Source organism: Chryseobacterium sp. StRB126, from assembly GCF_000829375.1.
Taxonomy (GTDB): domain Bacteria; phylum Bacteroidota; class Bacteroidia; order Flavobacteriales; family Weeksellaceae; genus Chryseobacterium.
In genome coordinates this window covers 3,538,932-3,559,866 of the sequence record NZ_AP014624.1, presented here as the reverse complement: position 1 = coordinate 3,559,866, position 20,935 = coordinate 3,538,932, and the positions used below count along the sequence as shown (strand labels likewise).

At 35.6% G+C, this 20,935-nt stretch carries 20 protein-coding genes; 12 read left to right on the top strand and 8 right to left on the bottom strand.

Annotation, left to right across the window (positions count from 1 at the left end; genetic code table 11):
• Positions 1-33: 33 nt before the first annotated feature.
• The 4 genes from CHSO_RS16205 to bla-A all read right to left on the bottom strand — a co-directional run bounded on the left by CHSO_RS16205 (position 34) and on the right by bla-A (position 3,678).
• Positions 34-1,350 carry a hypothetical protein gene (locus CHSO_RS16205; RefSeq protein ID WP_045498171.1) on the bottom strand — a complete coding sequence of 439 codons (1,317 nt, stop codon included), beginning with the start codon at positions 1,348-1,350 and terminating at the stop codon, positions 34-36.
• Positions 1,351-1,431: 81 nt separating this feature from the next.
• On the bottom strand, positions 1,432-2,322 hold the full coding sequence (locus tag CHSO_RS16200; protein ID WP_171817698.1) for a 3-hydroxybutyryl-CoA dehydrogenase: 891 nt from the start codon (positions 2,320-2,322) through the stop codon (positions 1,432-1,434).
• Between the two features lie 10 nt (positions 2,323-2,332).
• Positions 2,333-2,743 carry a hypothetical protein gene (locus tag CHSO_RS16195; RefSeq protein WP_045498168.1) on the bottom strand — a complete coding sequence of 137 codons (411 nt, stop codon included), beginning with the start codon at positions 2,741-2,743 and terminating at the stop codon, positions 2,333-2,335.
• A 56-nt stretch (positions 2,744-2,799) separates the two neighbouring features.
• Positions 2,800-3,678, bottom strand: coding sequence for a CGA/CIA family class A beta-lactamase (gene bla-A / locus CHSO_RS16190; protein ID WP_045498167.1), 879 nt, complete (start codon positions 3,676-3,678; stop codon positions 2,800-2,802).
• A 113-nt stretch (positions 3,679-3,791) separates the two neighbouring features.
• On the opposite strand from bla-A, the gene CHSO_RS16185 reads away from it, so the two are divergent.
• Positions 3,792-5,129, top strand: coding sequence for an IS1182 family transposase (locus CHSO_RS16185; RefSeq protein ID WP_045494754.1), 1,338 nt, complete (start codon positions 3,792-3,794; stop codon positions 5,127-5,129).
• Between the two features lie 152 nt (positions 5,130-5,281).
• On the opposite strand, the gene CHSO_RS16180 is transcribed toward CHSO_RS16185, so the two are convergent.
• Together CHSO_RS16180 and CHSO_RS16175 are read right to left on the bottom strand one after the other, a co-directional pair.
• Positions 5,282-7,012, bottom strand: coding sequence for a cellulase family glycosylhydrolase (locus CHSO_RS16180; RefSeq protein ID WP_045498165.1), 1,731 nt, complete (start codon positions 7,010-7,012; stop codon positions 5,282-5,284).
• 312 nt (positions 7,013-7,324) lie between these two features.
• Complete coding sequence (locus CHSO_RS16175) at positions 7,325-8,293, bottom strand: Gfo/Idh/MocA family protein (protein ID WP_045498163.1); 969 nt, start codon at positions 8,291-8,293, stop codon at positions 7,325-7,327.
• A 152-nt stretch (positions 8,294-8,445) separates the two neighbouring features.
• Between CHSO_RS16175 and CHSO_RS16170 the strand changes: the two genes are divergently transcribed.
• The 9 genes from CHSO_RS16170 to CHSO_RS26005 all read left to right on the top strand — a co-directional run bounded on the left by CHSO_RS16170 (position 8,446) and on the right by CHSO_RS26005 (position 16,049).
• Positions 8,446-9,126, top strand: coding sequence for a hypothetical protein (locus tag CHSO_RS16170; RefSeq protein ID WP_045498161.1), 681 nt, complete (start codon positions 8,446-8,448; stop codon positions 9,124-9,126).
• Between the two features lie 102 nt (positions 9,127-9,228).
• Complete coding sequence (locus CHSO_RS16165) at positions 9,229-9,879, top strand: protein-L-isoaspartate(D-aspartate) O-methyltransferase (protein ID WP_045498159.1); 651 nt, start codon at positions 9,229-9,231, stop codon at positions 9,877-9,879.
• 56 nt (positions 9,880-9,935) lie between these two features.
• A complete protein-coding gene (locus CHSO_RS16160; RefSeq protein ID WP_045498157.1) occupies positions 9,936-10,922 on the top strand; it encodes a 2-hydroxyacid dehydrogenase in 987 nt (328 codons plus the stop codon).
• Positions 10,923-10,972: 50 nt separating this feature from the next.
• The gene (locus tag CHSO_RS16155) at positions 10,973-11,266 is read left to right on the top strand and encodes a hypothetical protein (protein WP_045498149.1); all 294 of its coding nucleotides are present in this window, start codon (positions 10,973-10,975) and stop codon (positions 11,264-11,266) included.
• A 300-nt stretch (positions 11,267-11,566) separates the two neighbouring features.
• Positions 11,567-13,552 carry a urocanate hydratase gene (locus CHSO_RS16150; RefSeq protein WP_045498146.1) on the top strand — a complete coding sequence of 662 codons (1,986 nt, stop codon included), beginning with the start codon at positions 11,567-11,569 and terminating at the stop codon, positions 13,550-13,552.
• An 18-nt stretch (positions 13,553-13,570) separates the two neighbouring features.
• Positions 13,571-14,113 (top strand): Crp/Fnr family transcriptional regulator, encoded by a 543-nt coding sequence (locus CHSO_RS16145; RefSeq protein ID WP_045498143.1) that lies wholly within the window; start codon positions 13,571-13,573, stop codon positions 14,111-14,113.
• A 423-nt stretch (positions 14,114-14,536) separates the two neighbouring features.
• Positions 14,537-15,298 carry an MBL fold metallo-hydrolase gene (locus CHSO_RS25090; RefSeq protein WP_052480617.1) on the top strand — a complete coding sequence of 254 codons (762 nt, stop codon included), beginning with the start codon at positions 14,537-14,539 and terminating at the stop codon, positions 15,296-15,298.
• 174 nt (positions 15,299-15,472) lie between these two features.
• On the top strand, positions 15,473-15,790 hold the full coding sequence (locus tag CHSO_RS16135) for a hypothetical protein (protein WP_045498140.1): 318 nt from the start codon (positions 15,473-15,475) through the stop codon (positions 15,788-15,790).
• 85 nt (positions 15,791-15,875) lie between these two features.
• Entirely contained in the window at positions 15,876-16,049 is a 174-nt protein-coding gene (locus CHSO_RS26005) for a hypothetical protein (RefSeq protein WP_171817658.1), read from the top strand.
• 47 nt (positions 16,050-16,096) lie between these two features.
• On the opposite strand, the gene tpx is transcribed toward CHSO_RS26005, so the two are convergent.
• Entirely contained in the window at positions 16,097-16,597 is a 501-nt protein-coding gene (gene tpx, locus CHSO_RS16130) for a thiol peroxidase (RefSeq protein WP_394343549.1), read from the bottom strand.
• A 243-nt stretch (positions 16,598-16,840) separates the two neighbouring features.
• Here tpx and CHSO_RS16125 point away from each other — a divergent pair, with 243 nt between their 5' ends.
• Both CHSO_RS16125 and CHSO_RS16120 read left to right on the top strand, forming a co-directional pair.
• A complete protein-coding gene (locus CHSO_RS16125) occupies positions 16,841-18,469 on the top strand; it encodes an NADP-dependent glyceraldehyde-3-phosphate dehydrogenase (RefSeq protein WP_045498137.1) in 1,629 nt (542 codons plus the stop codon).
• A gap of 121 nt (positions 18,470-18,590) precedes the next feature.
• Positions 18,591-18,950: a hypothetical protein gene (locus CHSO_RS16120; RefSeq protein ID WP_045498134.1), complete on the top strand. Its 360-nt coding sequence runs from the start codon at positions 18,591-18,593 to the stop codon at positions 18,948-18,950.
• A 335-nt stretch (positions 18,951-19,285) separates the two neighbouring features.
• On the opposite strand, the gene CHSO_RS16115 is transcribed toward CHSO_RS16120, so the two are convergent.
• On the bottom strand, positions 19,286-20,821 hold the full coding sequence (locus CHSO_RS16115) for a S41 family peptidase (RefSeq protein WP_045498132.1): 1,536 nt from the start codon (positions 20,819-20,821) through the stop codon (positions 19,286-19,288).
• Positions 20,822-20,935 lie beyond the last annotated feature (114 nt).

The following is a 20,935-nucleotide window of genomic DNA, read 5'->3' as shown; positions in this document are numbered from 1 at the left end:
TAATGTTTTAACTTTGAATCAAAGATAATAAAATTATTGATATTTATTCTTGTCGATCTTAACTTTTTGTAAAACTTTATAGCGGGTTAATGTTGTTTTTTGTATCGTATCCTGGGGATTGATTGTGATGGTTATCTGAGGATTTACAGTGCTGATTAGCTCAGCTACTTGTACTTTTTCCAAATCCTTTTCCTCAATAATAAAAAACTTTAGAGGAACTTTATCTAAATTTTCCGATTGTAAAAATTGGGTAATCATTTTTCTGTTTTCAAGATAATTTCCTTTTGAAAGCCATGTGAACAGCATTCCGGACATTAAGCTTAAAACACTAATGATATAGACTTTGGTATCGAAAATTTCAAACAGCTTTTTAAAATAAACCAGCCATAAAGGAAAGCTGAATGCAACTATTAATCTATAATCTATAGGCGTTAGAGAATAGAAATACTGTATAAAATAAGAACAGACGATTCCTGACACTCCGATGAAAATATAAAAGAATTCAGTATCCGAAAGCTTTTGTTTAAGAAAAAGGAAAATCATGAGAAGGATATTCAAAAGACCGATTCCGTAAATTCCATAGTTGATAATACCTCCTGTAGGATTGGCCATGTGAATAAAAGGATTAAATGAAGTACACAACCCCTGGAATAATTCTACCAATAATTCTGGAGTGGTATGAAGCCCCATTTCTAAAAAGTCTTTTACATAGTCCTTATTAAAATAATCGATGAATAAAAACTTATACAAAATAACGAAAACCATTCCTATGGCTGCTGAAATGATGAATGAAGGCCCATACTTTCTTTTCCAGAAAATAAGTCCGTATAACCCTGTGCCTCCAATAATAAAGAGTGCACTATATCTTATATTGTAGAGTATAATTAAAGATAAAGAAAGGTAGAAAACAGCTTTCAGACCTTCTAATTTTCTGTCAATAATAAGAGTTGAAGTATACAGAAAAAGGAATACAAAAGGTAAAATAAGAGCCTCACTCATGGTAAAGGAAAAAATGGAAACAATACTGAATAAACTGCATACCACAATGGACTCTCTGAAATAGAATCTCTTTTTCCCGGCGAATAAAATAATAAACAGACAGCCAAGAATGCCAATTAGCTTACTGCTCCAGAATTCATCAAAACCAAAGTAAGTAAAAAATTTTATAGCGGCAGGGTATCCTAAGGGAGTGGTTGTATTATCAATAAAAGGCAATCCATGTGCGAATCTCATAAAGCGGATAGAATCCGGATTTATTCTTCCTTTTTCATTCAGTAAAAAACGAAAAATGGTCATCACTAAAGTAATGATGACCAATAATATTTGAATATTTTTTTCTTTAATTCTCATCAAAGCTGTTGTTATTTATTATAATCAGAGATTGAGACCCCAAATTTATAACTTATAACGTACAACTCATCATTTGAGAAACTATTTTAAAAACATTTTTGAAACTTTTTCAGCTTTTTTGCTTTCAGAATAATCATAGAATCCTTCTCCGGATTTTACACCCAGTTTTCCAGCCATTACCATGTTTACAAGCAATGGATTTGGTGCATATTTAGGATTTTTGAATCCGTCATACATAACGTTCAGGATGGCAAGGCATACATCAAGACCAATAAAGTCTGCCAATTGAAGCGGTCCCATTGGATGAGCCATTCCTAATTTCATTACCGTATCAATTTCCTCTACGCCCGCAACACCGTTATAAAGAGTTTCGATAGATTCATTAATCATTGGCATTAAGATTCTGTTAGCAACGAAACCTGGATAATCGTTCACTTCTACCGGAACTTTTCCTAATGTCTTACTCATTTCATAAATAGCACTGAAAGTCTCTTTAGAAGTAGAATATCCTTTGATGATTTCTACCAGTTTCATGATAGGAACCGGGTTCATAAAGTGCATCCCGATCACTTTGTCTGCTCTTTTGGTAGCCGCAGCAATTTTCGTGATAGAAATAGAAGATGTATTGGTTGCAAGGATACAGTCTGCGGGAGCTAATTCATCCATCTGACCGAAAATCTTTAATTTAAGATCAAGATTTTCAGTAGCTGCTTCTACGATAAGATCAGCTGTTCCTACTGCCTCATTAAGTGCTGTGAAAGTAGTGATGTTCCCTAAAGTTTCAGCTTTTTGCTCTTCTGTAAGGTTTCCCTTTGCAATGATTCTGTCAAGGTTAGTAGTAATGGTTTTCAGTCCTCTGTCTAAAGCATCCTGAGATACATCCACAAGATTTACTTTAAAACCGCTTTGTGCGAAAGTATGTGCAATACCATTTCCCATGGTTCCTGCGCCGATAACTACAATGTTTTTGATCATTTTTCCTTTATTTTTTATAGATAGTTAAATTTTTTGCATTCATAAGATCCTCCTGATGAGCGATATCCGCTGGATCAAAATTTATATTTCCGATGTTTTGCGACTTTTTGTTATTATTCTGATTGGAAACTGAAGCCGTAAGTCCGCGTACAAGACGTTTTCTTTGGTTGATTGTCAGAAAATCAGTTCCAACATATAATTCAAATTCACCTTCTCTGCCCAATCCTTTTTGCATCAGGATTTCCAGACTTCTTATCTGATTTTTTCTTTTGAATTCTTTCAGATAGGTGATGGAAGGTTTTTCAGAAGCCGGACCGCAGCATACACTGGTATAGCTGATCTTTAAATAGTTTTGATTCTTCTGAGAAAAGAAGAATGTGGAGCAAAATAAAGCAGCTGCTAATAGTATCTTTTTCATAATGACGAATTCAGAGAATCTATCCGATTCTCCGCGCTAAAATTAAGCTTAATATTTTATTTATTAAAATTATCCCAGACCGCTTTGGAAATATTTGAAATTATCTTGCAGTTTTCAGCTTCTGATTCCTTAGAATTGCTTACATAAACAGCAATAGCGTAATGTTTTCCATTCGGAAGAGTGATGATTCCCATATCGTTTTCGGCGATCGTAAGAACGTTGTCTTTTATACTGGAAGATCCCGTTTTATGGGCTGCAGGAGTCCCTTTAGGTAATTGTTCAACAATTTTATTGGTTCCGGTTTTAGTTCCCAGCATAATCTTCATCAGATAATCTGTAGATTTTTCTGAAAGTAGTTTGCCGTCATAGAACTGCTTCAAAAGCTGTATGGTAGAATGGGTAGTGGTATAATTTTCATACAGAGAATCCCATCCGTTAAGGGCCATCCCACGTTCACTATATTTAATCTGAAAGTCTTTTACCCCTTTAGAATCCATAAATTTCTGTACAGCCTGTGTTCCTCCCAAAAGTTCTATCAAAATGTCACAAAGATTATTGTCACTTAATGCTACTGTGTAATCTATAACCTCACTTAAAGGGATCTCGATATTTCCTTCAGGATGGTTTTTCTTGAATGGAGACCAGGTATTGTAAAGTTCAGATTTTTTAATAAAAACTTTTTGATCTAATGAAAGTTTTCCCTTGTCTACAAGATCCAGTGCAGCGCAGGCAATATGAAATTTAAAAACACTCATCATAGCCAGTTTTTTATCTCCGTTTTGGTTGTATTTAAAATTATTTTCGAATCCCAGAACAGAAACTCCCACTGTAGCTTGTTTACCTTTTGTAATGGAATTTATTTTTTGTTCCAATGAAGATTTTTGTGCTGATGCAAATGCCGATATTAAAAGGAAAATTGTGGTTATTTTTTTCATAAAGACAGGTTAAAAAGAAGAGGCTGTCTCAAAAGTGAGGCAGTCTTTTTTGTGTGGATAAAAAAAGGAAAGCTTTTGCTTTCCTAATATTTGCAAATTGATTAATTTGCTGTGTGTTAAGTAATTCAAAGGTAGTCTTTAAAGATTACAATCCCAAGCAAAATTTTCTATTTCCTCCGAATTTATCGGAGTTAATAGAAGCTAATCATCCTGTACGAATTGTTTCAGAAGTTATAGACGGTCTGGATATCAGTAATTTAATCCGTAATTATAAACCAGGGGGCACATCGGTGTATCACCCGAAAATGCTTTTGAAAGTATTGGTGTATGGCTATTTGTGTAATATTTATTCTAGCAGAAAGCTGGAACAGGCTCTCAAAGAAAATGTTCATTTTATGTGGCTCAGTGCCATGAATCGTCCTGATCATAATACTTTGAACCGTTTTAGAAGTGAAAGATTAAAAGGAGAACTCAAAGAGATCTTCGCACAAATTGTAGTGTATTTAGAGAAAGAAGGGCTGGTAAGCCTTCAGACTATTTTTACCGATGGTACCAAAATAGAAGCCAATGCCAATCGTTATACATTTGTATGGGGAAAGGCGATCAAAAAGAATAAAGAACGTATAGAGTCCCAGCTTGAAGATTTGTGGAATTACACTCAGGAAATAGCTGGGGAAGAAATGAAAGATACTTCTGAGGTAACCTTTAAGTCTATGGATAAAGAAAAAATAAAATCTGCTATAGAAACGATAGACTCTACTTTGAGAAAGAAGAAAATCTGTCCTAAAGTCCGTCAGAAGATTAATTATGCAAAAAAAAACTGGCCGGATAACCTTGAAAAATATGAGAAACAGCAGGAAATTCTCCGGGGCAGGAACAGCTATTCAAAAACAGATTCTGATGCTTCTTTCATGCGTATGAAAGAGGATCATATGGGTAACGGACAGCTTAAAGCCGCTTACAATCTTCAGCTCAGTACCGAGAATCAGTTTATCCTTAACTATACGCTGCATCCTAATCCTGGGGACACTAAAACACTGCTCCCTCATATTGATAATTTTGAACATCTTTATCGTAAAACTCCCAAGGAGATAGTGACTGATGCAGGATATGGATCAGAAGAGAATTATATTTTTCTTCAAAAGAGAAAAGTCAAAGCCTATATCAAGTATAATTACTTTGATAAAGACCAGAAAACTAAAACCATAACTTCTTCACCTTCTAATCCAAAACTTTCAAAGCTCCGGCATAAGGCTCATAAGCTTCTTAATACCAAACGTGGAGTAAAGCTTAGAAAACAAAGATGCCACGATGTAGAACCTGTTTTTGCTCAGATCAAACATAACAAAGGATTTAAAAGATTTATGCTTAGAGGACAAAATAAAGTCGAAATAGAAATCGGCCTGGTTGCTATTGCTCACAATCTAAGAAAATTAGCGCTTGCAGGGTAAAATCTGCTCTTTTTTAAAAAAAATACATCCACAACTCATCAAAAAACTAAATCCTAAATAATTAAAATACAAAACTAAGTCCCTCACAAAAAATTGCAATAAAAAAGAGACTGTCTTTTGAGACAGCCTCCTGCAATTTAAGGCAATTCTTGTTATTTTATTTCAAAATAATTCAGATTTACGCCATCATTTTCAAAGATGATTCTGATTTTGTTTTCTCCTTTCTGGAGCGGTATATCTTTCGCAGAAACAGTTGCCCAGTTTTCATTTTTACCAGTAGTCTGCAATGAAATATTGGCTAATAGTTTCCCTGAAGAATCTTCCAGTCTTATTTTTGAAGGGGTGGTGCTTGAATACCTGATGTCAAACACATAATTTTTACCTGTTTTGGAATTAACGGTATATTGTAGCCATTCCCCAGCTTCGGTTTTTCCAACATAATAATGATTGGCTATTGTGTCATTACAGGTAAAGATATCCACGCCATCATTTCTCATCTGCTGGCCGGAATTCCATTCTGATCTTTTAGCAGGATCGCTTACCCAAAGATTAATAAAATCTTTATCCAGATAAGCAGAACCCATTCTTCCCAAATCATACTCCGATGCAAATACTCTTCCTGGAGCCTGATGATTCTTAAATGGTTTTGTAGAAGTGTCTGACACTTGTCTGAACATGGCATCAATAACGTCTTTTTTAATCTCCACGTTGCTGAATTTATAATTGTCAGCAATTTGCATCAATGCTTTTTTAGCATATTCCTTTGAAGGCTTTTTACCCCCATTTTTCCAATAGCTCAATAGTTTTTCATATTCAGGAGTTGTTTTTGCGTTGGTGATTCCGGCAATATTATCAATCTTTTTCATGGGCCAGAAAGCATATCCGATATTATGTTTATCCATTAACTGAATCAGTTCTGTGAACCAGACATTAGAGTTTTCACCGGTTTCTCCAAGCCAGATCGGCATATTGTGTTTTGCCCTTAAATCTAAAGCAAATTGTATGGTTTTATCATCATTATCATTCCAATATTTATGGAAGCTAAAGGCCATGTTGTTGTCCCAGATCGGTATCAAACCATTATAATTATTCCCCCAGCCATTTCCTTCAATAAAAATAATATGTTTTTGATCTACTTCTCGGATCGCTGTAGTAATGTCTTTCTGTAATTTCCAGAGAGGAGCGTTTGACATTTCGTCTGTACCATTTGGATTTTTCCCGGTGAAATTGATATTAGGCTCATTGATGATATCATAGCCACCTATCCATGGTTCGTTTTTATAACGGTCTGCCAGTTTTTTCCAAAGTGCCACTGTTTTTCTTTGATTCTCTTCACTTGCCCAAAGAGAAGGTTTGGATTTATCATTATCAGAGATGTTGGCATCATTTCCCTGTCCGCCGGGAGCGGCATGAAGATCAAGAATGAGATAGATCTTATTGTCTTTACACCATTGGAGTAGGTCATCTGTCATTTTAAAACCCTCTTCCAGCCAGGTATCTTTGCCTTGTGCAGGCTCTTTTTCTATGGGAAGTGTGTAGAGATTGTAATGCATTGGAAGCCTGATAGAATTGAATCCTGCTTTTGCTAGAAAATCAATATCCTGCTTGGTGACTCCATTCTTTAAATAGGCTTTATAAAACTCCTGCATTCCGTTTTCCCCAATCAATTCAGCTATTTTTTCCTTAATTCTATATTGAGGACCTGCAAAATCAGCAGTTTTTAGCATATAACCCTCCTGCAACATCCATCCGCCTAACCCAAGACCTTTCAATTGGATATTTTCACCTTTATCATTAGCGATTTTTTGACCGGAGACTTTTAATAATTGTGATGTCCCAAATTGAGACAATAATAAAGCGGATAATAGGATAGCTCTTTTCATAGTTGTTTTGATTTTAAATAATGAAGGAGGATTTAATGATAAAAAATGGTCACATCATAATAAGAATCTACAGTAAGACCACTTATTTTGCGGGGAATCCATTGCGTATGTAAAATGAAATTTTTCAATTGTTTATTGAATTGTTGTTCAAATATATTGTTTTTTTGTTTTGAAAGTAACTTTTTATTGATAAATCGGTAAATTTTATAATGGGGATGATATTTGCAATCAATAAAAAATGCTATCTTAATAACCCTTTCGTGGTTATTAAGATAGCATTGTTACTATTGCTGTTCATAAAAACAGCGTATTTTATTTTTGACTGATAAGCTTCATAATTTCCAAAGCAACTTTTAACGCTTCAGTTCCGTCTTCAAGAGAAACTTCCACATTTTTATCACCGGTGATAGCATCAGCAAAAGAGTTCAATTCATCAAGAATAGCATTGTTAGGCTGAATATTTGGATATTCAAACAGAATCTGATTTTTCTCTCCTTCAGCATTTTCAATAATCATGTCAAATGGAGTAGGGTTTTCCGGAGCATCTTTCATTCTGATAACTTCTGCCTTTTTCTCAAGGAAATCCACGGAGATATAAGCGTCTTTCTGGAAGAACCTGCTCTTTCTCATGGCTTTCATTGAAATTCTGGAAGTGGTTAGGTTGGCCACACATCCGTTTTCAAATTCTATTCTGGCATTGGCAATATCCGGAGTTTTGCTTACAACACAAACACCACTTGCATGAATGTTCTTCACTTTAGATTTAGCGATGCTTAATAAAATATCCAGATCATGAATCATAAGATCTAATACCACAGAAACATCTGTACCACGTGGATTGAATTCTGCCAGTCTATGGATTTCGATGAACATGGGAGTGCTGATGTATTCCTTAGTGGCAATAAAAGCCGGGTTGTATCTCTCAACGTGTCCTACCTGTGCTTTGATTCCTTTTTCCTGGCATAAACGAAGGATTTCTTCTGCCTGTTCCAGAGTTTGGGTAACCGGTTTTTCAATAAAGAAATGAAGACCTTTTGCGATAGCTTTTAATGCATAATCATAATGATAGACTGTCGGAGTGACAATGTCCAGCATATCAATCTGCTCAAGCAATTCATCGAAATTTTCAAAATATTTATATCCGAATTCGGCTTCTAATTTTTTCCCGTTTTCAACATCTTTATCGTGGAATCCTACAAACTCATATCGATCTGACTGATTAAGAAGTTTTAAATGGATTTTTCCCAAGTGTCCGGCACCTACCAAACCTGCTTTTAACATAGCTGTATTAAATTTCTGTAAAGATAGTGAATGTATAGTATAAAAATACATGACTTTTTACTTGGATAGTTTTGCATGATAAGCATTGGTGGGGATAGCTTTTATCAATTAAAAGAATTGTATTAAATTCGCGATCTATAAAATTATCAACTATGAAAAAAATATATTTCATCTTATCCGTAGCAGGACTAGTGGCTACAGGGTGCTCAGGCTCTGGAGACAATATTGCAACTGAAGTACACAATAATCCACCCCCACAACCTAAGTGTGAGACTCCTACAAGTTTAAGTTTTAAACCGTTATATAATATTTTCTCATGGAGCAGTAATAGCGGCCAGGGAACAGGTTTTTTTGAAGTACAATATGGAGAACAAGGCTTTACTTTAGGAAGCGGGACTGTAGCTGAAGTAAGCAATACCTCATACAGTCTTCCATTATTTAAAGGTAAGAAATATGATTTATATGTAAGAAAGAACTGTGGAACAACAGATGGAAAGAGCAATTGGGCGGGCCCTATTACCATTCTTTCTGAAAATACTACCGCGTGTGTAAAGCCAGGATATGTTAATTATACCACATCAACCCCTTCTGTTTATGATCCTACTTTTTCAGCTACTGTTTCCTGGGAAAGTGATGGTATTTCTGTATACGAAGTATATTTAGGGACTAGTAGTACACCGCCGGCTCCGGGAAACGGAGACCCAATTATTCCTGGGCATAATGCCGCTTTTGCTAACTTAAATAAGACAATTTCTTATATGTTCTATGTAAGAAAAAGATGTGCAGATAATACCTATACCGATGTCACCTCACAGGTTGTAAAATGGAATTAATATCTAAAATAGAAGCTGTCAGTTTTTTGACAGCTTTATTTTTGTGGATAATTCTTTTGCTCGATTTCTGAAATCTAAAATCTAATTTCTTACTTTTGTCATATGCAGGATTCGTTTGTACATAAAGGAAAAAGAAAGAATTTAGTAGAATATCTCAGATACAGAATTGGGATTTCGGATGAAAATGTACTTTCGGCAATGAATGAAATTCCGAGACACCTTTTCATTGAAAGTATTTTTGAAGACTTTGCCTATGAAGACAGGGCTTTCCCTATCCTGGCGCATCAAACCATTTCACACCCTTCTACAGTTGCGGAACAATCTGAGCTGTTACAGGTGAAGGCGGGTGAAAAAGTACTGGAAATCGGAACCGGATGCGGATATCAGACTGCCGTTCTCATTGCAATGAAAGCTCATGTCTACACGGTGGAAAGACAGAAAGATCTATTTGATTTTTCTAAAAATAAGCTGAGAGAACTTCATTTATATCCAAAATTTCAAAGTTTTGGAGATGGATTTGCAGGGCTTCCAACGTTTGCTCCTTTTGATAAAATTATTGTAACCTGTGGGGCAAGTACTTTACCTACAGAATTGCTAAAGCAGTTAAGAGTAGGTGGAATCATGGTAATTCCATTAGGACCAACAGACGAGCAGGTTTTATATAGATTTACAAAAGTAGGACCCACGGAGTTTGAGAAAGAAGAATTCGGAGCTTATAAATTTGTTCCGATGTTGGGGAACACGAATCAATAGGAAGGAATTAAAATAAAATATGCAGTATCATTTTTATTTAAATCTAAAAAATAACAATGAAAGTTTTTATTAATAAAAGAATTCCAGAGATTGGAATTCATCTATTACAGAAAGCAGGATTGCAGATTATATTTCCTGAAAATGAAAATATTACGGATGCAGAATGGCTGAAGTATTGTCAAAATACAGATGTTATTATAAACATTGGTGGTGATTTTAAATATGATAAAGTATTTTTCGATGCTTGCCCTAATATAAAGGCCATTGCATTGTATTCTGTTGGGTTTGATCATGTGGATATTAAAGAAGCCAATCAAAGGAATATTCCTATAGGAAATACGCCGGATGTGCTGAGCAGAGCAACTTCTGATGTTGCTTTTTTACTGATGCAATCGGTAGCAAGGAGAACCAGTTATAATTTTCAGAAGGTGAAAGAAGATAATTGGGGTGGTTTTGATCCTTTGCATGCTTTGGGACAGGAGCTTTATGGCAAAACATTAGGTGTTTTTGGATTGGGAAGAATAGGTTTTCAAATGGCTGAAAAGTGTAAAAAAGCTTTTGACATGGAGATCATTTACCACAACCGTCATCGAAATGAAGGAGCTGAAAGAGAATTGAATGCCACTTATGTTTCCTTTGATGAATTGGTCAGCAATTCAGATGTCCTGAGTGTTCATGCCAATTTTACGCCTGAACATAAGGATCTTTTCAATGAATATGTATTTGAAAAAATGAAGACTAATACGATTTTTATCAATACAGCAAGAGGTGGCTTCCATCAGGAACAGGATTTGTACAATGCGTTAACTGAAGGTAAGATCTGGGGTGCAGGTCTTGATGTAACCAATCCGGAACCCATGTCTGCAGATAATCCCCTCCTGAAGTTATCGAATGTTTGTGTATTACCACATATTGGTTCTGCAACCATTGAGGCCAGAAACGGAATGGCAAGACTGGCTGCTGAAAATATTATTGCCTTTTCAAAAGGAGAAGTGATGCCCAATTGTGCGAATCCTGAAGTATATTCTGGTCATTCATCATAACTTGGAATTATTTTTGTTCTCAATAGAATAACCCTTAAAATCTAAATATCATGGCACCGGAAAACAATATTAATGAGCAGAATAAAAAGCTGGAACGTATGGATTATGATCCCAGTGAAGATATATTCAAAAGAGAAAAACATATTTCGCTTGATGGAGACGGAAACCCTATATTTGATGAAGATATAGATGACGACAAAATAGATAAAGGCCTGGATATTCCCGGTGAAGACGGAGATGATGATATGGAAGGAATAGGAGAGGAAGATGAAGAAAACAACTATTGGAGCCTAAGTGATAATGAGGACGATCATGAAGAGGAAAATGATGATGTCTTAACTTAGACTTCACTCAGATAAAATATTTGCCTTGCTGATTTTCAGTGAGGTTTTTTATTTTTGAAATGATAACCTGATTTCGTATAAAGAAATCCACCTCCAGAGGAGGGGAATTTGAGTGCGTTTATTTCAAATATAGGATTTAAATAGACTCTTGGTTTATATTTTCACAGGATTGATAATCAGTTTTTGTACTGATTCATTCTTTTAGCTTTTGCTTTTCCCCTCTTTTGTTGCCTATATTTCATAATTTGAATATCTTTAAAACTTCAAACATTGTTTAAACATAGAACTTTAAATAGCAATATGACATTTCAAGAACAGATACAGCAGGGGATTCCTAATCAGCTGCCACAACTAAAACCATATGAGACCAATATCAACCATGCTCCAAAGCGTAAAGAAATTTTAGGTGAAGAGGAGAAAAAACTGGCGTTAAAGAATGCTTTACGTTATTTTGACCCGAAATTTCATGCAGAATTGATTCATGAATTTAAGCAGGAACTGGAAGATTACGGAAGAATTTATATGTATCGTTTCCGTCCGGATTATGAGATGAAAGCGAGATCTATTGAAGATTATCCCGGAAAATCTGAACAGGCAAAAGCCATTATGCTGATGATTCAGAATAATTTGGATTATGCAGTAGCTCAGCACCCTCATGAATTGATTACTTATGGTGGAAATGGTGCTGTATTCTCTAACTGGGCTCAGTACCTGTTAACGATGAAATATCTGTCTGAAATGACCAATGAACAAACCTTGGTGATGTACTCAGGGCATCCAATGGGATTGTTTCCATCTCATAAAGATGCACCAAGAGTAGTCGTAACCAACGGGATGATGATTCCAAACTACTCCAAACCGGATGATTGGGAGAAATTCAACGCTCTTGGAGTAACCCAATACGGACAAATGACTGCAGGAAGCTATATGTACATAGGCCCACAAGGAATTGTGCACGGAACTACGATTACCGCTTTAAATGCTTTTAGAAAGATCAATAAAGACCCTAAAGGAGGTCTGTTTGTAACTTCCGGATTAGGAGGGATGAGCGGAGCTCAGCCTAAAGCAGGAAATATTGCCGGTTGTGTTACGGTATGTGCAGAAGTAAATCCAAAAATCACTAAAATCCGTCACGATCAGAAATGGGTGAATGAAATTTATGAAGATCTGGATGCATTGGTAAAAAGAGTAAGAGAAGCACAACAAAATAAAGAAACAGTTTCTTTAGCGTATCTTGGAAATATTGTAGACGTTTGGGAGAAATTTGATCAGGAAGATTTAAGAATTGATATCGGTTCGGATCAGACTTCCCTTCACAATCCTTGGGCGGGTGGATATTATCCGGTAGGACAAAGCTTTGAAGAGTCCAATACAATGATGGCTGAAAACCCTGAATTATTCAAGGAAAAAGTTCAGGAAACATTAAGAAGACATGCTGCTGCCATCAATAAACATACAGAAAAAGGAACGTATTTCTTCGATTATGGAAATGCCTTCTTATTGGAAGCTTCAAGAGCAGGAGCTGATGTAATGGCAGATAATCCAACCTTAGGAAGAGAGTTCAAATATCCAAGCTATGTTCAGGATATTATGGGACCTATGTGTTTTGATTACGGTTTCGGACCATTCCGTTGGGTATGTGCTAGCGGAAAACCGGAAGACTTACAGAAAACTGATGATATTGCATGTGCCGTTTTAGAGGAAATGGTTAAAAATTCTCCTGAAGAAATCCAACAGCAAATGAAGGATAATATTCAATGGATTAAAGGAGCACAGGAAAATAAACTTGTAGTAGGATCACAGGCAAGAATCCTTTATGCTGATGCAGAAGGAAGAATGAAGATCGCTGAAGCCTTCAATAAAGCGATTAAAAATGGCGAAATCGGACCTGTAGTATTGGGTAGAGACCATCATGATGTTTCAGGAACAGATTCTCCTTACAGAGAGACTTCCAATATTTATGATGGTTCAAGGTTTACTGCAGACATGGCGATCCACAACGTGATTGGGGACAGTTTCCGTGGAGCAACCTGGGTTTCTATCCACAATGGTGGTGGAGTTGGCTGGGGAGAAGTTATCAACGGAGGTTTCGGAATGCTGCTGGATGGCAGTGATGATGCAGACCGAAGATTGAAGTCTATGCTTTTCTGGGACGTTAACAACGGAATTTCAAGAAGAAGCTGGGCAAGAAATGAAGGCGCTATTTTTGCGATCAAAAGAGCAATGGAAGTTGAACCTAATTTAAAGGTCACCCTTCCCAACCTTGTAGACGAAAACTTACTGTAAATCATAAATAATTCAGCATTGGCACGTATTAATAAAAAACTGTTTTCACACCTCAATGTAGAGGATGATGATCCTGTTTGGAAAAAATTTGCTGAGTTTGAGTTTGCAAAGAAAAACATATTCTCGGATAATAAAGCCTATCTTGTTGAAGATGGGCTTGTCCGTAAATATTATATCAACAGTACTTCAGATATCAATACTGAAGTCTGTGCAGAATTCTACTTTCCAGGTGATATTTTTACCGTTGGAAATAAAGATTCTGAAGGGGTTTATGAATCAATCAGTAGCGGCGTGGCCTGGGAAATTACTTTAGATGAAGTAAAGGAAATGTTCGTCGTAAATCCCGAGTGCCGTTTTGTACAAAATTATTACCTGAGCAGAAAGCTGAATGCTGCCATGAAGCGCGAAATGCTTTTGCTTAAAAATACACCTCAGGATCTTTACGAATATCTATTAGCCAATCAGCCCCATTACATTCAGAATATTCCTTTGAAATATCTGGCATCCTATATCGGGATTACTCCTATTTCCTTAAGCAGGATCAGAAAGAGGATTACGTAGAGACTGGAAAGACTGGAAGCTGGAAGCTTGAAGTGGGAAGTTATCAAGGTTATAATATGCTATATCAGGCTTTTGATAGGAATTGCTATCCTGTTTTTATAAACGCAAAGTTTCAATTTTAAATACGCATTACTTTAAGTGAGCAAAGAGTTCATCGATTTTCCATCGATTTGATGAAGCGTACTGTAGTCATCAGTTTAGTCAACGGCTTTGCCATAATCTTTGCTTCTTTAGATTCTACAGGGTAATACATAAAAACTTTGCGTGAAAAAAGATTTGGATTTTTCAACAATTAGAAAACGATCAGACATTATAAGACTATAATTAACTTCCATCCTTATGCTTCCATCTCCTAACCTTCATTAATTAACTTTTGTTTATTGTTTCCCCCTCCATAAGTCTTTTACTTTGCTGAAAAAAAGTATGGAAATACAAAAATTAAACTGGGCAGGAATAAAACTGCTTTCTAATGGCAAAACCATTTTAATAGATGCAGCAGAAGATTTCGCTTATTACAAACCCGTTCTTGGGGATGCTGTAGAGCAGGTGATAAACTTCTCAGATCATGTGCAGGCAGATTATATTCTGTTTACTCATTTGCATTTAGATCATTTTGACAAAGGCGCTATCAAAAAATGTCTGAAAAATGATGGAAAATTGGTAGTGTATTCAGAACTTGAACCATTGGTGAGAGAGCATATGGATGGTGTTGAAATGGTAGTCCTGGATCTGGATGAAACCTTCTCTGAAAATGGGATCACCTTCAAGCCAGTATTTGCAATGGATGGAGTGGGAGAGACTCAGTCTTCATGGATTGTGGAAGATGCAACTACTAAAATCTTTCATGGCGGAGATACCATCTGGCATAACCAATTCTGGAAGTTGGGGAAAGAAAATAAAGACATCGATTATGCTTTTTTACCCGTAAACGGAGTCGTTGTTAATTTTGAGATTATTGGGTTGGAATACAGTCCGGTTCCGGCTTCTCTTAATTTGAAGGAAGCCTTTGCTGCTGCCCATCTTTTACATGCTAAAAAATTGGTTCCGATACATTACGGGCTGTTTACTCATGAGAAAAGCTATATTCCTCAATTGTTTGATGAAAATGATTTGAAAAGAGTTTCTGAGGAATTAGGGCAGGAATATATGATTCTTGAGGATGGGAAAATGGTTTTGGAAGCTTAGTTTTTGTTGGAGTAGAGCAAAGGCGCAAAGAGCTTGAAATGTTGAAATCATATTTTTAAGGCGCAAAGATTTTATCTGTGATAAAATAAAGCACGATATTTAAAATTTTAATTGCATCTTAGCATTTTCCAACCTTTTTCTTCACCAGAGCATCTTTATAGGTAAAAGAATACTATGAAAATTACCATTCCAAAACCCTGTCATGAAAACTGGAACAATATGTCTCCTGATGAAAAAGGAAAATTCTGCTCCGTTTGTTCAAAAACAGTTTATGATTTCACCAATTTTTCAGAAGAAGAAATTATGAATATTTTTGGCTCTAATAAAGATATTTGTGGAAGATTTCGGGAAGATCAGTTGGATGTGAATCTGAACTTTTCATTAGCGAGTAAACTGGCATTAGGACTATTGGTAGTGGGTGGTTTTACAGCTACTGTAAACGCACAGGAAACAAGCCAGGTACTAAAATTTCAGAGAAAGTACGAGGGTTGAACATGAGTGTCATATCCACTGATCCTTTCAACAGGAATCCATCTGTAAGAATTGGGGCACCTGCTTCAAAGGTGCAGAAGAACCTTTGGTTTTACTGGATGGTAAAAAGATTTCTATAGAAGAATTACGTACGATAAAGCCGGAGATTATTGAAACTGTCAATACTCTTTTGGCTAAAGAAGATGTAGAAAAGTATGGTGGAGACGCTAAAAATGGTGTAATTGTGGTTACTACTAAGAAGAAAAGAAAATCAAGATAAGAACAATAAAAAACTCCGATAATAGAAAATTATCGGAGCTTTTTAGTTTATTGTTTCACAGCCTGAATAGCTGCTGCATAATTAGGCTCTTGAGAAATATCCGGAACTTGTTCTTCGTAAATAATAGTTCCCGAAGGATCAATTACTACAACCGCTCTACTGAGAAGTCCTTTCATAGAAGATTCTACCATTTCCACCCCGTAGTTCCATCCAAAATCTGAACGGAAATCCGAAAGCATTACAACATTGTTAATTCCTTCAGCTCCACAGAACCTTTTTTGAGCGAAAGGTAAGTCCTTAGAAATGCAAAGAACTACCGTATTAGGAAGATTTCCTGCCTCTTCATTGAAGTGATGAACAGATGCTGAGCAAACTCCCGTATCTACACTTGGAAAGATATTCAGGATCACATATCTCCCTTTGTAAGCATCCAGGCTCTGGTCATTCATATTAACGTCTGTAAGGGTAAATTTAGGAGCCGGTTTGTTGACATCCGGTAATTTGGAATAAGTACGAACAGGTGTTCCTTTTAATAAAACAGTATTGATAGGTTTAGATTTTTGAGCAAAACCCATTGCTGAGAAAAAGAATAACGTACTGAAAACTATTTTTGAAAACATTGAAAATTTATTTTTAAACAAAAATATTGTTTTTTTCAGTTGGCTGGGTTAATTTTCATTCAAATAGCTTTTAAATAGAGCAAATCTATTGAATCATTATTCTGAAAATCAATTTTTACATCTACCTTTATTCTACAAAAGTTCAGATTCAAATTATTAAATACTAAAAATATGAGTTCAGCAAACAATGCATCGTTTCAAGATATTTTTAAAAGTGAAAACGAAATCCCCGAAGAATATAAAGTACCGGAAATTTATCAGAAAGTTTATCTTCTGAATGGTGAATTGGTAGAATGGAAAGGAGAAACGCAGAATATTTATTCCCCGGTCTGTATTCCTACAGAAAACGGATTAGAGAGAAAGTTGTTGGGGAGCATCCCCAATATCGGTCCGGAGGAAGCTATGGAGGTTCTTGAAGCTTGCGTGAAAGCTTATGATAACGGTCTTGGGGAATGGCCTACAATGTCTGTAGAAGGAAGAATCAAATGCATGCAGAAATTTGTCTATTTGATGATCCAACAGCGTGATCTGATTATAAAGTTGCTGATGTGGGAAATCGGGAAAACATTGGCAGATTCTACCAAAGAATTTGACCGTACAGTAGATTATATCAATCAGACTATTGATGCTTTAAAAGACCTGGACAGAGAATCTTCTCGTTTCCAGCAGGCAGAAGGTACCATTGCACAGATCAGAAGAGCACCGCTGGGTGTGGTTTTAAGTATGGGGCCTTTCAATTATCCTTTGAATGAGATCTTTACAACGCTGATTCCTGCATTAATTATGGGGAATACTATTTTGTTTAAACTTCCTAAACATGGTGTGTTGGCTCATTATCCTCTACTGAATGCCTTTAAAGAAGCTTTTCCAAAAGGAACGGTGAACACGTTATATGGAAAAGGTTCTGAAATTATTACTCCCATCATGGAAAGTGGTAAAGTCAATGTTTTGGCTTTTATTGGTTCCAGTAAAGTAGCTAATGGATTGAAGAAATTACATCCAAAAGTGAACCGTCTGAGAGCAATTCTGAGCCTCGATGCTAAAAATGCGGCTATTGTTACTAAAAATGCCAATCTTGATGTAGCAGTAAGTGAATGTATTTTAGGGGCACTTTCATTCAATGGACAGCGTTGTACAGCATTAAAACTGATTTTTGTACAAAAAGAAATCGCTGCGGAATTTACGGCAAAGTTAAGCGAAGCTGTTTCCGCTCTGAAAGCCGGTTTACCGTGGGAAAAAGAGGTGAAAGTAACTCCTCTTCCTGAAGTTAATAAACCCCCATACCTGAAAGAATGTATTGATGATGCAATAGCAAAAGGAGCAGCTGTTTTAAATAAAAACGGTGGCTATACAGAAGGGTCCTTTGTTTTTCCGGCAGTTGTTTATCCTGTAAATAGCGATATGAAATTGTATCATGAAGAACAGTTTGGGCCTGTAATTCCAGTAGTTCCGTTTGAAGATATTGAAGAACCTATTGATTATCAGGTGAATGCCTCCCATGGAATGCAGGTGAGTATTTTCAGTGAAGATCCACAGGAAGTGGCAAAACTAATTGATCCTTTTGTAAATCTGGTAAGTCGTGTCAATATCAACTGTCAGGCACAGCGTGGTCCGGATGTATTTCCGTTTACCGGAAGAAAAGATAGTGCGGAAGGTACGCTTTCTGTTTTTGATGCGTTGCGTTCATTCTCCATCAGATCTCTGGTAGCTGCTAAACTTACAGATTCCAATAAAGAATTATTGAATACTATTGTTAGAGATCATGATTCCAACTTTTTAAGCACAGACTATATTTTTTAATTAGAATCCCTTGCTGTATTTAAGATCTTTACAAAAATTTTTAAATAAACTGAACTAGAAACTGTTTGTCTTCTATAAAATTTTCTATCTTTAAAAAATTGAGCTGTTAAAAGAATATCAGATGAACGAGATTAAAAATCAGATGTATTTTATAGAAGAATTCTTAGAACTTGTAAAGAATAAACAAGACAGAAAGGAATCTTATGACCCGGAGTACAATTACGCAGTCTATTCTTCAAAAGATGAATTTGAACCTGAAATGAAAGTTTTCATCGGAGACCACTTAGATATAGGAGAGAATGATAACGAAATCTTACCGGATTTTGTATACCATAATAAGCTTAACTATATGTGTTCTGATGAAAATATTCAAGACGTGGTGGACCTTGCTTTCCGGCAGTATGCTGATATTACTTTTTCTCAGCTTATCACTGCCCTTAATCACTATCTTGAAAAAGATGAGTTTTTAGATTTTAAATAAAATACACTAAATAGTGATACAGATACCCTGATATGGAAAAAATATCAGGGTATTATTTTTATGTAAAATTTTTGTTTTCCTCTACTAACTGTACAAGTAATTATTACAATTAGAAATACATACAATTATTTTGAATAAAATACTAATCTAAAAATAGTAGAAACTAAAAAGAACGATGAGAGGTCTGGCAATATTTATCTGTTTGTTTTATTATTTTAAAAAAGTAAAGTTAAAGGTTTCGGCGGGCTGAAAGCCCGCCGAAACCTATCTATATGTATTAAGTGATTTAAATAAAGAATACGTTTTTCAACTTATAAATTTCTTCCTTCTTAAAATTAATTCTTACCTGTTTTTTCCTTTCCAATTTCATTCCTGATCCAATCTAGCTGGGGATCTTTTTTATCAATAATATCCTGCATACTTTCTTTGATTTCTACATCAGGAATAACTCCTTTTTTAGTATCTGAAAAATCAATATTTGGCTGTACCAGAAGTAGACCGATTGGAAATCTGATCTCAGAATTCGGAAGTTTCTGATAAGAATAAAAGCCGGCAACGGTTCCGTCATTGGCGCCTCCGGTTTCTTCACCCACAAGAGTGGCTCTTTTATCATTTTTAAGCTTTGCCGTAATAATAGAAGAGGCAGAAAAGCTTCCCCCGTTAATCAGAACAAAAATTTTACCGTGAAAAGCTCCTTTATTGGGTTTTGTAGGTTTGTCAGCTTTCATTTTGTAGAAAACCTTTCCATCTTTTTTATAAGTACTGAAAGCCTGGGCAAAAAAGTAACTTGGATAGGAGATGCTTTTAATAGCATAGTCTAGCGGAGTACTTTTTCTAAAATAATTGGTCCTTAACGGGATATCCCTTGAGGTAACCTGAGAAGGTTTTATTAAGGTAAAAGGCTTATCCGTAAGATAAGAATACAGATTATTGATCTCATAAAGTGAACCACCATAATTATTACGGACATCTATGATGAGGTAACCTGCTTTTGAGTTTTTAATCTTCGCAAATGTTTTTTTATAAAACTCATCAGAATATTCTCGGGAAAAGCTTTTCACTTTTATATAAGCAATGGTGCTGTCTTTATCCAGAAATTTAAAGCTCCGGTTATAAGAATTGCTGGCTGAAACATAATCATTCAGCTTTTTTTCCTGAGTCCGTTTATTCATTTCCTTATCCTTTTTAAGATCTGTATCAGATTTTGATTCTCTGCTTAAAGTATAAGTATGTTTTTCACCTTTATAAAGAGTTTCCATTGTTGCTCTGTCGGCAAGTCCGTTTTCTGCAGTATAATAATTAAAGAATAAATCCTTTAAAAAATAAGGCTGGAAAGTGGTATTATACCCATCACTGCTGATAAGGTTTCTGTATTTTTTGATATATTCTGAAACCGGAACATTGTCTATAGACAGAATTTCAGTTCCCGGTTGAATATTTTCAATAGAATCTTTGTTTTCTGTAATATACATCTGGTCACCAGAAATATAATATCCGAATCTGCCGAACAGTCCTTTTTTTTGTTCTAAGTTTTTAATTTCCTTTTTGGTGAATTTTTTTCTGGGAACTCTTAATGAAAGATGTCCTTCCCGTATCCCTGCAATCACAGGTTGAAGTTTAAAATAAAACTGAAGTGGGGTAAGCGGCTCATTAATAGTTTGCTTAAGACTGTCGAACTTATGTTCCAATTCCTGCTTGGGAATATACCAATACAGTTGTGGATGCATCTGCTGAAGTTTTGAGTAGGCAAAATCCACATCTTCTTTAAGCTGTTCCGGGGGAATACATGAAGCCCGCTGTTCATTGTGCCTCTTAGTAGATGCACATGAGGAAAGCATGGCCAGAGTAAATATTACCGAGTATTTTTTCAATAGATCTTTGAGTTTTTTTAAGCCGCTAAAATAGAAAGATTAAAATTAATCATCACTTAAATGAATAATAAATTTTCTGAAACACATGATAAATTTAGTTAAAAAAATGGGCTC